This window comes from Vibrio sp. AH4, assembly GCF_030710545.1.
In the GTDB taxonomy this organism is placed as follows: Bacteria; Pseudomonadota; Gammaproteobacteria; order Enterobacterales; family Vibrionaceae; genus Vibrio; species Vibrio metoecus.
The window spans coordinates 950,944-965,625 of record NZ_JALAIV010000003.1; the positions used below are offsets into that span (position 1 = coordinate 950,944).

Sequence of the window (14,682 nt, forward strand, 5' to 3'; positions counted from 1 at the left end):
CTCGAAGCAAAGCGTTAAAACAGCTCAACATCGTCTTCTGGAAAATGGTTTTGAGGGCTAACAATTTTGCCCTCATCACATAAGTTTTCATAACAGTGCACCTGATTACGACCATGCTCTTTCGCGTAATAGAGCGCTTTATCAGCATGATCCAAAATGGTAGGAAGATAGTCTCCTGGTCTTAGCGAACAAAAACCGGCACTAAAACTCAACTCCCCAATCCGAGGGAAATCATGGCGGCGGATCTGGTGCCGAAAACCATCCAATTGTCGGTTGATTTCTTGCTCGTTACCGCTCGCGAAAATGATCACAAACTCCTCGCCACCAAAGCGGAATAGTTGCGCGGAATGCCCAAAAAAATGCTGCATTTGCTGCGCGAACATCAGTAAGATTTCATCCCCAATCATGTGTCCGAAGTGGTCATTAATGGCTTTAAAATGGTCAATATCCAGCATGGCAATCCATAGCCTATGACTTTCTTCTGCTGTCGGGCTAATCGCAAAAGTATGACGTAGACGGTCTTCTAACGTTCGGCGGTTTAAAAGCCCAGTCAGTTTATCGCGCTCACTCTCATGCAAAATCACGGTGTAATTTCGGTAGATCTTGGCGAATCCATCAATCAATAATCGATATTGCTCCGGCGGTTCATTGAGACAGAGGCATAATTCAGCAGAAAAATGCTCTTCGATTGGTATCGGGCAACTGCACTCATACTGACCATTAGACTGCAAGCTAAATGACATCTCGGTTTGCTTGTGAATATAGCCATTGTCCGCACACACTTGGTCATACAACCACTGAAACTGCCTACTGCCATCGGCATGTTTAACGATGGTTAAACGAGCCACCATGACGGTAGAGCGCCCCAAGTGATGAAACAGTGTTGCTGAAGAGAGGGGTAAGAGCTGAGATAATGTCGCCAAAATACTATAGCTAAGTGCCAATGAGTTTTTCTGCTCAGTAATTTCGATAACAGATTCAAGCACCTTGTCATTCATGAAGTCCCAACCCTAATACGAACCGCTTTCCCCAAAGTATAGGAAAAGAAATCCGTTATGGAGAAATGCCGTACGAAAAAAGTTGGCCCCTCGACAAGCGAGAGGCTAATAGTTTACGCGATGACGATAGGCTCTTAATCGTGACGTAATACGTTTTGATCAAGCAATGTACTGATAATATCCAGTGAGCTCATGCCGGTGAAATCAATCTGAGTCGCTAGATTATCAATCACAATAGTCTGCTGCACATTATTGTCGGTAGTCACCGCCAACTCGATATTATTGTCAACCACTTGAGCAGTCAGTTGGTTCGATGTGCTTAAGTTATTCAATAACTGCTCCATCGTGAGGTGATTACCCAAATCCTGGACCACGTCCATCAAGTCGATGCTATCACCTTCCACCACATTAAAATCTTGAATGTGGTCTGTTTTGTCGTCTACCCCGTTGAGAGTCCATTTGAACAAATCAGCACCGGCGCCCCCCACCAAGATGTCGGCACCTAAACCGCCAATCAGCACATCGTTTCCATCACCGCCTTGTACATAATCGTTACCACTACCGGAAATCAACGTCATGCCACTGTGGTCAGCGATCACTGAGCTATCATGAGTGGCACTGCTGTGATCAAGCGACAAACCATCCGCAGCGATCTCAATACGATAATCAATCACATTCGAAGATTCAGCGCTACTGCCATCACTTTCTGTCGAGATCGCCGTCAGAGATAATGTATGTACCCCTTCATCCAAACCAACAACTTTCAGGCTATCTAATGCCTCTGGGGAAATTTCCCAACTGCCATTGCCTAAATCGGTTATCGTGCCAGCACTGCTTTCCAAGTTTGCATTACTAGGTAAATGGTCAACGCGTAGACTCAGGGTTTCGTGTAAATCCACTAACGCGGCGATAGCCCCTAAAAGAGCAATCCCTTGGCCACTGACACTCTGGTTGGCATAAATTTGCTGTGCGTAACCTAGCGCAGGATTCATGCTTAACGTGGGCGCATTCGCAACCGGGGTAACCTGAATCGGATAGGTTTTGGTCTCTTCCAATGCCATTCCTGATGCATTTTCGAAATACACACCCATGTCTTGGGCTTGTACTGTGAGCTCGATCTCTGTACTCGCAATCGCGGTCGCATCAACAAAAACACCATACAGAGGATTACTGTGATTAATCAGGGCATTAATCGCATCTGGGCTACCCTCTAAAATCACACTACCATCTAGCGCATAGCTGATAACGACTGGACTGCCCGAAGGTGCTTGCACACTTAAGACACCGTCAGTCACACTCAATGCCACCCTCATCACATCGTTAGCATGAGCTCCCGCGTAATCCACATCGGACACAACAATTCCGGTCAGCTTTTGCTCTGACAACTCATTAATTTGAGTCGTTACATGGCTACCATCCACCTCGGGTTTATCGTTAATCGCGGTCACATCAATCACAAACTGTGCACTGTTATCGTGCGCGGTTGAAGCATCACCCGCGATTTCAATCCCTGAGTTGCCGTTGTCGTTTACATTCAGTGTCACAGCCACCTGACCATAGAAATCTGGCGCTGGCACAAATTTAACCACTCCCGACGCAATCGCCGCATTGAGATCTGCCACTTTGCCTGTAATGGAAAGTGCGCCCGTGCCATCACCACTGATGGTTAAACCATTGCTGAGTAAAGGATCAATCAGCAGCACCCCACTGTTAATGTCAATCTGCAACGTATATTGCGCATCAGGATCATCCAACTGAGCATCAATATCCGCCAAAGTGAAATTATTGAGCAACAGAGGGGTATCCTCTTCTGTCACTTGATCTTGAACATTGACCAGCTCAGGGCGATCGTTCACTGCAGTCACATCGACATGCACATCAAACTCTTGTGCAGAACCAAGATGTTGATCGCCTGCCGTTCCGGTATCCACCGATTGCACTTTAAAGTGCAAGTTGCCGTTCCAGTTCAATTGGTTGTTATCACCAGAGTTGAACACCACTTTATCGAGCTGCTGCGCATTGATGTTAAATACCCACACCCCTCCGCCAAGATTGGTGGCCGGTGTTCCATCAGGCAAGCTCACCGAAGCGCCATCCGGTACACCAGAAACTTCCACACGTAAGGTTTCTGGATTGTTTTCGGTGTAATTGGATCCACTCGATAAACTTGGTGCTTTATCGAGAATTTGCGCCCCAAGGCTAATGTCAATCGCTTGGCCTTCATTGCCAGCAACATTCGTTACTGGAGCAATGTCCACATCGTCACCGACAGGGGTCACATTCAATGTGAACTGTCCTGTGTGTTCAACGGGCTCACCAAGCAGTGATTCTTGGGTAAAGACTTTGATCCCCAATTGCACTTCACCACTAAAATCTTTAGCTGGTTTAATCGCCAGCGCTGAAAGATCTAAGCTGGTTAAATTCGGATTGCGGATTTGCACGCTCCACTCGCCGCCGCCGTTATTTTTCACCACATAGTCACTCGACAGTGACTTGACGAGGAAATCGGTCGGCAGTCCCGTAAGAACCAAGGAAACAAATTGCTCCGAGCCATCATTGTCATTCAGGCTAACATTGAACGCACTGCCTTGATCGGCAAGGGCAATCCAACTGTCTTCATCCCCCGTCACCGAAATCGGACTACCAGAGCCAATCGTGATCTCATCCACCACTGGTTTCACTTCAAAACTGACTTGAGAGGTGAAGGTTTTATCGACATCGCTGCTACTCACACCTTGTGAACTGGCGTTGGTTTCATCAAATACGGTACTGTCGGTGACTTTTCCAGCCACGGTAATTCCCACGGTATTGATGTCGTTACCACTTGGATAATTCGGTGCCGGCTTGAAGTAGATTTCGCCGAGTGCAGCCGGCAGCTGTGCTTGAGTGAGCGTAATGCTCGTTCCCAAACTTTGGCCGTTGGCATCCACGAAGACACCAGAGTTGGTGCCATTCAACGTCAGTGTCACTTCGGTTAACACTTCTTGGCCTTGCGTACTGCCATTGAGGCTATCCGCCAAACCAATCGCGAGATTGAGGTGCACAATGCCATCTTCATACGCGATACCATCTTGCGTTGGCGTATCGTGCGCTAAATCCGTCGGTTGATGGTTCGCATCCAGACCTAACGTCTCTTGCACATTCAGTGTGATGCTTGGTGTCACATGATTATCGAGTGGCTGCTCGCCAGCGCTGCTAGGTACATCCGCAACCGGAGAGATCGCGACAGGCACTTGCGCCGTTAATGTTTTCTCATCTCCCGACTGAGTATCTGTCGTCACAAACGTGATCGGCAGCTTAAAATCACCCGCAAAATCGCGCGGTGGGATCAGCACCAGCCCTTCCAATCCAGAAATCGAACCATCGACATTCAGCGTGCCTTTAAACACGTATTGGCCATCAACAAAGTTGAAATCTTGCCCACCAATCGAGGCGCCGGCAGGCAGATCGCTCGCGTTAATCACAATACTCAGTTCGTCGGCTACCGCATCAAAGCCGGTGGCATTGACCATGAGTTTGTCTTGGATCTGTTGCCCCAAGTCCACCGCGTTATCTTCTTTGCCAATCACCAAATCATCGGCATCGCCAACCCAATTGAGCTGCGCGGCAACGCTGTTATTACCCGTGACCACGGTGGGGAAACTCAACGTTAACTCCGTGCTCACCTGCTCAGTGATTTTCGCTTCATTGCTGTCTTCACCTTGGTCATACACTTTGGCGGTGATGGTGATCTTGATATCATTGAAGCCGTTGTTATCGGGATCGTTGTTGCTAGCATAAACCAAACCATTGGGCGCTTTGATGCTGAAATCGGCTTCGTTGGTGATTGTCCATGTTCCATCACCATTGTTGATGGCTCCAGTGATCAGCAGTTGGTTCAATACCTCCTGCGGTACGTTACCAAAACTGACCACCAGTTGATCCACCAACTCATCGGACTGATAACTGCCTGCGGTATTGCTATCAAGGTTATCAAAGCGAATCACATTCGCACCCGCTTGACCGCCACTGGCATCATTGATGGTGAAATCAATCTTGCCACTGGCATCAGCTTGTACCGTTTGAGTGGCGCTGCCACCGTTTTCGACTAACAGTTGTCCATCCGGCTCAGCGATCGGGTTCACTTTCACGCCAATCGAACCGTGGATCACTTCCTCAGCGATGCCTTGACCTGGATTACCCGCATCCACGTACTCGTGATCTTGCTCTTTCACGGTAATCGTCGTATCCAGTGTAAAGTCGGTACTGGAGTTGTGCGGAGGAATGACCTGAATGTAGCCTGCCGCTGAAACCTGATTTGAGAAATCGAGATCCGATTGTCCTGCTGTAGGTTCAAGTACCAGCACGCCATTGACTAAGGTCACTTCCACATTGTTGACGAACACTCGACTGCCATCCGGGAAGCCAGAGATTTCAACTCGGCTGAAGTACTCTTGCGCATCAGGGTTTTGAATATTCCCCGGCGTGTTTTGCGGCACCCAAGTGACATGAATACGGTCATCTTCATTACCAGACACGGCATTGTGGTAGTTTTCGGTCACATCAATTTGGGGCTCAACCAAAATACGGATGGTTTCGTCCACTTGGCGTACATGGCCATCGTTTTCGGTGACAATCACCGTCGCCTTAATATCAATATTGGCGGTTGATGAAGCCACTGGCTGAACCTGAATGCCGGTGATCACTTGCGCAGTCGTTAAGTTGGCTTGGTAAATCGGTTTATGGTTGCTGTCGTAGCCAGCAAACACCAAATCGACACTGGTGCCGTCACTGTCAAACAGTTTCACGCCATCCGGAATGTTCGAGAGCAGCACAGAAATCGATTCTGAGCTGTCCGTCGGGCTGTCCGCTATCTCACCAGAAATGATGCTGAAGTTGAGATCGACTCGGCTATCTTCGGCCACTGTCGTCACAACACCGTGGTGTGAACCATCGTTAAAATTCTGCCACTGCGTATTGCCGCTAATCAAATCAATCGACGGCAAATCTGCCACGCCTTTCACGGTGACATTGACGGTTTTACTGCCTAACGATTCAATATCCTGCGCCTGCCCCGTAGACAGCGTCACCGTGTCTTTGACTATACCTTCGACCACAAACGAGAAGTTTTCATTGCTGTTTTTGGTGGGTAGAACCTCAACCTGAGATAGCGCACTCTGCGGGATCTCATAGTAAGTTTCCCCGTTAGGGTAGGTTCCAACCGTGATCAGACTTGGGGCAGAGCCTAACCACACCAACGTCGCGCCCGTATCCGTAAAATCGGACAGACGAACGAACAGCGCTTCTGAGCCATCCGCATCGTTTGAGCCAGTCATGGAAATCACTTCACTGAGCAGGAGAGGATCGTGCTCAACACTCGGATCAACCGCATTTTGATTGGAAGCGTTATCTTCAAAAATCGAAATACGATTAACGGTAAAGCTGCCGCGATCCGCTTCTGGCGCAACATCAATCACAATCTCTTTGGTTTCTGATTGCGCCGTCTGTTTGCCCGCAACGTAATTGGTGGACTCTTTAGTGATGGCCGTGACATCCAGTTTAATTTGACCTGCGAAGTTATCCGCAGGATCAACCTGAACTTGAGCTATCTTGTTGGCCGGCACTTCATAGTAAGTACCATTAGCATCGGTTTTGGTTGGGATCGGCGAGCCATCGCTGTACACCAAGTTGGCGTTTGCGCCATTTTCAGTAAAACGAATCTGGTAGGTGATCGCTTCTGGTGTACTGTTGTCTTGAGTCTCCGCTGCGATATTGAGGCTAACATTACTGCCATCTTCCACCGCATCATAATGAAACTCACTGCTGCTCTTCCACGTCGCAATATCCGCTACGCTTTCAATTTCGATGCGCATGTTGCCGTTGGTGAAATGATCACGCACACCATTGTGCAGAATTTCCACACGCACTGAGGCATTCATGCCACCATTACTCGTCGAGTAGTGACGATCTGGCACAAAGTAGAGGTTTTCGACCGTGGCAATAGTGCCATTGATCGACTGTTGTAACAGTGCAGCAGGCAACACAACATGTCCGCTCGCCGGATCGACATCCAGTTTCACTAGCTGGTTGGCGCTATCCAAATAATAGAAATCGCCATGAAGCTGGTTTGGATTCCAGATCGACACTTCACCTAGACTTTCCCCTTGGTCAACATCATATAAGTTGACCTGCAAGGTCAGTTTCAGTGCTTCAACTGGCAATCCACCTAAATTGTCTTGCGCGTTACTTTGCTCACCCACAGGTACCAAATTCAGCGCCGCATCGTGGCCTTGGTCTTCATAGCCCGTAAATTTCTGCTGAGTAATGGTCGCTTTGTGATCGGAAATCGTAATGTTGAGCTGTTCCGTCGAGGTATCGTGATCGTAATCGGTCGCCGTCACATCCACCGTAAACTTGATGTCGTTTCCATCAGTGTGATCCAACTGTGTAACTGGAGTAAACGTGGCCGTTCCGTTAGGTTGAATGGTTAACGTACCAAGATCGCGGCTCACACCATTAATAATTTCGACTACAGTGACGGTTTTCGCGGCGCCATTGAGCTCAATATCATTGCTCAGCACACTGCCTTCGCGGAATTGGATATCACGCCCCGCTTCATCTACTGCGCTAAAGTGAGTAATCACTCCGCGATCTGCACCTTGTGTATCTGAGCTTAAGTTATTGTCACGCGAGAATAGATTCACCGACGATGCCGCCGCACCCTCCTGCAAGGCGATATTTTTATCATGCAGGATCGGCACATCGTCTAGGATAGTGACAGACAAGGAGCCTGGTGCGGTGTCTCCGTCCCTGTCTTGCACCAGCACCGGAATATTCAGGGTCAGCTCATCCGCATTAACTGGATGATCCACTGCGCCGTTTAAAGTAAAGCTGTAGCTACCATCAGCCCTTAACACGAGAGTAAAGATCACTGCGCCATTAGCGGTACCTTCATAGGTATAGACTTGACCACTACTGGTCGTGGTTATGCTCGGCGCGCCCCATACCACAGCTTGACCTTGCGAGGTCAGCCCAGTTTCGCTACTTGTGCTGGTATCAATCCGGTAATGGGCAATGCCATCCGCACCTTGGGTAGCCGTAAACTGGCCATTGGCGGTGGTTGATTCTTTGCTCTGATCTGTACCAGTGGCTAAATCATCTTCGTTGACCGACAAGGCTTGCGCACTGATCACTGAAGGTTGGTCATCGACCACGGTCACGGGCAATACAATGCTTGAGGTATCGCCATCGTAATCCGTCGCCACCACATTGAAATTCAGCAGCAATTCATCACTGTTTGCAGCGTGATCCAGTGGCCCTGATAAGGTGAACTGATAGCTACCATTCGCATTGAGCTGCAGGGTAAAAATCAGCGTGCCATCGGGTTTAGTCGCGGTATAAGTATGGTTACCACTGGCATCGACACTGTCAGACAGAGTTAACACTTGACCGCCAGAAGTCACTCCAGCCAATGGGTTGGTAGTGAGATTCAGCGTGTAGGAAACCACATGATCCGCACCTTGTGTCGTGGTGAAATGTCCGGTGGCAGTTAAGGATTCTTTCGTGGTATCCGAGCCTTGAGCTAGATCATCCTCATCGACCGATAGCGCTTGTACGCCGGTAATGGTCGGTTTGTCATCGATAATCGTAACGGGCAGATTCACGCTGGCTTTATCACCATCAAAATCCACCGCCAATACTTTAAAGTTCAGTTGTTTACTGTCACTGCCTGCGGCGTGATCAATTGGCCCAGACAAAGTAAAGGTGTAACTACCATCGGTATTCAGCACTAAGGTGAAAATAGAGTTACCGCCCGCCGTGGCTGTATAAGTTAAATTTCCATTGCCATCGTCCACAGGTGCTGAAAGCACCACTGCAACGCCATTCGACGTTAATCCTTGTACTGGATTGACACTAGAATCGAGCTGATAACTGACCACCAGATCCGCGCCTTGTACCACAGTAAATTGGCCACTGGCACTCAACGACTCTTTGCTGCCGTCCGAGCCTTGTGGCAGGTCATCTTCATTGACGCTCAAAGGCTGGTGATGAATAAAAGAGGGTTTGTCATCATTGATTTTCACCGGCAATACGATGCTGTCGCTGTCACCATCAAAGTCGGTGGCAATCACTTTGAAATCCAGTGTTAGGCTATCGCTATTCAGCGCGTGATCCACCGGCGCTGCCAGCGTGAAGCTGTAGGTGCCATCGGTATTCAGGGTCAAGGTAAAGACAGTCACTGAGCCCGCCATCGCGGTGTAAGTGAGATTTCCATTACCATCATCGACAGGTGCTGACAGCGTCACCGCCACACCATTCGACGTCAGCCCTTGTACTGGATTGACGCTGCTATCGAGCGCAAAACTCGCGACAGTATCTGCCCCTTGCACCAACTGGAATTGACCATTAACGGTCACGGGCTCTTTATCAGTATCCGAACCTTGTGGCAGATCGTTTTCATGTACGTACAAGCCCTGCACATTGGTGAAGTAAGGCTTGTCATCATTGATCTTAACGGGCAGCACGATGCTGTCGCTATCACCATCAAAATCGGTGGCAATCACTTTGAAATCCAGTGTTAGGCTATCGCTATTCAGCGCGTGATCCACCGGGGCTGCCAGCGTAAAGCTGTAGGTGCCGTCAGAATTCAGGGTCAAGGTAAAGACAGTCACTGAGCCCGCCATTGCGGTGTAAGTCAGGTTGCCATTACCATCATCGACAGGCGCTGACAGCGTCACCGCCACGCCATTTGAAGTCAGCCCTTGTACTGGATTGACACTGCTATCGAGCGCAAAACTCGCGACCGTATCTGCCCCTTGCACCAACTGGAATTGACCATTAACGGTCACGGGCTCTTTATCAGTATCTGAGCCTTGTGGCAGATCGTTTTCATGTACGTACAAGCCCTGCACATTGGTGAAGTAAGGCTTGTCATCATTGATTTTGACGGGCAACACTATGCTGTCGCTGTCACCATCAAAATCGGTGGCAATCACTTTGAAATTGAGCGTTAAATCGTTGCTATTGAGCGCATGGTCAACCGGCGCTGCCAGCGTGAAGCTGTAGGTGCCATCGGTATTCAGGGTCAAGGTAAAGACCGTCACTGAGCCCGCCATTGCGGTGTAAGTCAGGTTGCCATTACCATCATCGACAGGCGCTGACAGCGTCACCGCCACGCCATTGGATGTCAACCCTTGTACTGGATTGACACTGCTATCGAGCGCAAAACTCGCGACCGTATCTGCCCCTTGTACCAACTGGAATTGACCATTAACGGTCACGGGCTCTTTATCAGTATCTGAGCCTTGTGGCAGATCGTTTTCATGTACGTACAAGCCCTGCACATTGGTGAAGTAAGGCTTGTCGTCATTGATTTTGACGGGCAACACTATGCTGTCGCTGTCACCATCAAAATCGGTGGCAATCACTTTGAAATTGAGCGTTAAATCGTTGCTATTGAGCGCATGGTCAACCGGCGCTGCCAGCGTGAAGCTGTAGGTGCCATCGGTATTCAGGGTCAAGGTAAAGACCGTCACTGAGCCCGCCATTGCGGTGTAAGTCAGGTTGCCATTACCATCATCGACAGGCGCTGACAGCGTCACCGCCACGCCATTGGATGTCAACCCTTGTACTGGATTGACACTGCTATCGAGCGCAAAACTCGCGACCGTATCTGCCCCTTGTACCAACTGGAATTGACCATTAACGGTCACGGGCTCTTTATCAGTATCTGAGCCTTGTGGCAGATCGTTTTCATGTACGTACAAGCCCTGCACATTGGTGAAGTAAGGCTTGTCGTCATTGATTTTGACGGGCAACACTATGCTGTCGCTGTCACCATCAAAATCGGTGGCAATCACTTTGAAATTGAGCGTTAAATCGTTGCTATTGAGCGCATGGTCAACCGGCGCTGCCAGCGTAAAGCTGTAGGTGCCATCGGTATTCAGGGTCAAGGTAAAGACAGTCACTGAGCCCGCCATCGCGGTGTAAGTGAGATTTCCATTACCATCATCGACAGGTGCTGACAGCGTCACCGCCACTCCATTTGAAGTCAGCCCTTGTACAGGATTGACGCTGCTATCGTGCGCGAAACTCGCGACCGTATCTGCCCCTTGCACCAGCTGGAATTGACCATTAACGGTCACGGGCTCTTTATCAGTATCTGAGCCTTGTGGCAGATCGTTTTCATGTACGTACAAGCCCTGCACATTGGTGAAGTAAGGCTTGTCGTCATTGATTTTGACGGGCAACACGATGCTGTCGCTATCACCATCAAAATCGGTGGCAATCACTTTGAAGTTGAGCGTTAAATCGTTGCTATTGAGCGCATGATCAACCGGCGCCGCCAGCGTGAAGCTGTAGGTGCCGTCAGAATTCAGGGTCAAGGTAAAGACAGTCACTGAGCCCGCCATCGCAGTGTAAGTGAGATTGCCATTGCCATCATCGACAGGCGCTGACAGCGTCACCGCCACGCCATTTGAAGTCAGCCCTTGTACTGGGTTCACACTGGAATCGAGGGTAAAACTCGCCACCTCATCTGATCCTTCGACCAGTCCAAATTGACCATAGGCCGTCAGCGGCTCTTTGTCGGTATCAGAGCCTTGTGGCAAATCGTTTTCATGCACGTTCAAATCCTGAACATGAGTGAAATAAGGCTTATCGTCTTTTATCGTTACCGGCAGAATGATGCTCGCGCTGTCACCATCAAAATCGGTTGCCACCACAGTGAAATTCACCAAAAGGTCATCACTATTCACGGCGTGATCCAACGTTCCTTGAAGCGTAAATCGGTAGCTCCCATCTTGGTTGAGCAGCAGAATGAATACTGGCTCACCGCCAGCCGTCGCGGTATAGGTGTAATTGCCGTTAGCATCGAGCGATTCGCTCAATGTCACCGCGACACCACCTGACGTAATACCGGCTACGGCATCCGTTAGGCTGTCTAAACGATAAGACACCACACCATCTGAGCCTTGAGTGGTAGTAAAATTGCCATCGGCCACCAAACTCGCGCCACCACCGATCGAGCCTGTATCTAGTGTTTTCTCAGCCACTGTGAGGGGCTCAACACCCGTAATTAAAGGCTTATCGTCTTGGATTTCGATGTTCAAACTGCCCGGCGCAGAACTGTCGTTATCGTAATCAATCGCGACAATCGGCAAGCTGATAGTTAATGCATCACTGCCCACAGCATGATCCAGTGTGCCTTGCAATACAAACTGGTAACTGCCGTCAGCATTGAGCGTCAGTTGGAAAATATCACGGCCGCCCGCGGTGGCTTGATACACTCGATTACCATCGATAAATGTGGGCTCACCTAAGATCACCGCTTCACCTTGTGAGGTCAATCCTGCAATAGGGTTAGCGCTATTCGGGTCAATTTGATAAGACGCAACCTGATCGGAGCCTAGCTGGGTATCAAACTGCCCAGACACGGTCAGTGAATCCGTGCCATCCGATCCCGCGGGTAGATCATTTTCATTCAGGCTGAGGGTGGGTTCATCGACCATCACCGGCGCGCTACCATCATTGATGGCCACAACCACATCAATCGGAGCTTGGATCACGTTGCCGTTACTGTCGGTACCCGTCAGTTGAAGTGCAATTGAAATTTGATCACCACTGATCGAAACCAAACCACCACCCACCGAAGGTAGATGGTCAATCGGTTGACTCAGCGTTGTCGTGACGGTCAAGTTCAAGTCTCGACCGACAGATTCTGCGCTGATCGCAATACTTAATACCGTGCTACCGTTTTGCTCACCAATAATGCTATTGGTCACGGCATCATAACGGAAAACCACAGGTTGGCCGGAAGAGGTAATGTCTTGGTTCAGTTCGGCAAGCAGCGAAGTTAAAAAGGCCGCTTCAGGCACAAAGGAGGCGGGCAATAGCGCAAGGCTACCAGCCGTAATTAACGTAGTGACCGTCGACGTTTGCGGATAAGTGCCAAGTGACAAAGAGCCTTCGGTGACTTGCGAACTCAGGCTTTCACCACCTGCGGCAAAGCGTAGTGTGTTAACGAAAGTTTGAGTTGTCGAAAAGGTTTGATTAAAACCGTGGGTATCAAATGCCGTGCTGGCAAGCACTTCGGGGTAATTATAGGCAATGGTCACCGCACCTTCGTTAGCAGAACCGGTCGCATTACCACCAGCGGCTGCCGCTTCTAATGCGGTTGTCGGGTCAACACCATCTAAAATCGCTTGTTGAATCGCGGCGATTGCTTGTTCATCAAAATTCGCTGTATCAAGCTGCGCAAGATCTACGTTGATTTCACCTTGAACGGGTGCGGCTTGAACCTCAGGCTGACCATCTAAAGAGACAGGTAAACAAGCCACACAGTTCGCATCCACTTGCACGGTGCCTTGTTGGGTCTGCAACGCCACTTCTGAGTGGTTGATTGTAATAAGAATGTCACCCGGTTGCAGTACATCCCCTGTATTCACCGTTCGCGCTTGGCCTTGTGCATTAACGGCAACGACATACCCAACCACGTTGGTTACGGTTACTGGTTGAGTGACGACTTGAGATTCCATACTGCCCCCATTTCTTCTCGCGATAAGTGGTGATTGCCCTTTGCTATTTAAAATCAGCTAGGCCTACGCGCTTTTCTCACTCCACATCGTGTGCTGATGTTCATAACGAGGAGCGCGCCGCTGCCTATCCATGATTTCAAGTAGTTTGGGGATAGATCTATTTTTTCAGTGGAAGTAATTATAATTTTGTAACTAAACTTCCAGATTAAGTTATACGCGATGCATAACTAAATAACTACTCATACAAAAACTATATATCCATCGTCTCAATTGTGAAATGGCTCGAAATCCACAATATCGTTCAAAGTGGATGTTTGTGAATTCAACTTAAGGATACAGCGCTGGAAGGAGATGAAAGCGGAGTGCTAACCTGCTTTAAACAGATGTTGCAGTGCGCGGCTCACGGGAAGTTGCACTCGATCGATGTGCACCCACATTTTCCCGTTTAAATCACGGGTGACTTTGTCGATTTTTCCGACATTGACCACTAAGGAGCGGTGAATTTGCCAAAACTGGTTGGGATCTAATTGAGATAGCAGCTCTTTCAAGGAAGTGCGTAACAAATACTCTTGCACAACAACGCCATCCGTTTTGTACAGAGAGAGGTATTTATCCTCCGCTTTCACATACAAAACATCACTGACCGCGAGCAAATGTATCTCCTCGCCTTTGCTGGCTTTCAGCCACACTTGATACTCAGGTTTGGTATTGCGCGTCAGTTGCTCAAATTGCTGGAATAGCTGCGTTAAATCAGGAGTGGGCGACGTTTGACGTGACAATCGCTGTTGCAACTTTTCACAGCACTCCGCCAAACGTGAAACAGAAAACGGTTTGAGTAGATAATCGATCGCGTTGGCTTCAAAAGCACTGACTGCGTACTCGTCGTAAGCGGTAATGAACACCACCAAAGGTACTTTAGGTAATGAAAGCAAACGACGCGCCACTTCCATTCCATCCAGCTTGGGCATGCGAATATCCAGAAAAGCCACATCCGGTTGATGCTGTGTTATTGCATGCAATGCCACTTCGCCATTTTCCGCGCTCACCACTATGTCTAGCGTAGGCCATAGATCCGCTAACATTTTGTTCAGGTGATGACGCAATAAAGGTTCGTCATCCGCAATCACCGCGGTATAAGTTGAGTTCATCGTCCGTCTGCTCTTTTGTAA

Annotated in this window: 3 protein-coding genes; all 3 read right to left on the minus strand. The window is 49.1% G+C overall.

Annotation, left to right across the window (positions count from 1 at the left end; translation table 11 throughout):
• Positions 1-14: 14 nt before the first annotated feature.
• The 3 genes from MKA69_RS17625 to MKA69_RS17635 all read right to left on the minus strand — a co-directional run bounded on the left by MKA69_RS17625 (position 15) and on the right by MKA69_RS17635 (position 14,661).
• The gene (locus tag MKA69_RS17625; protein WP_055030192.1) at positions 15-998 is read right to left on the minus strand and encodes a GGDEF domain-containing protein; all 984 of its coding nucleotides are present in this window, start codon (positions 996-998) and stop codon (positions 15-17) included.
• Between the two features lie 134 nt (positions 999-1,132).
• Positions 1,133-13,513 (minus strand): retention module-containing protein, encoded by a 12,381-nt coding sequence (locus MKA69_RS17630; RefSeq protein ID WP_305848580.1) that lies wholly within the window; start codon positions 13,511-13,513, stop codon positions 1,133-1,135.
• 365 nt (positions 13,514-13,878) lie between these two features.
• Positions 13,879-14,661, minus strand: a complete 783-nt coding sequence (locus MKA69_RS17635) for a LytTR family DNA-binding domain-containing protein (RefSeq protein WP_305848581.1) — start codon at positions 14,659-14,661, stop codon at positions 13,879-13,881.
• Positions 14,662-14,682: the final 21 nt, after the last annotated feature.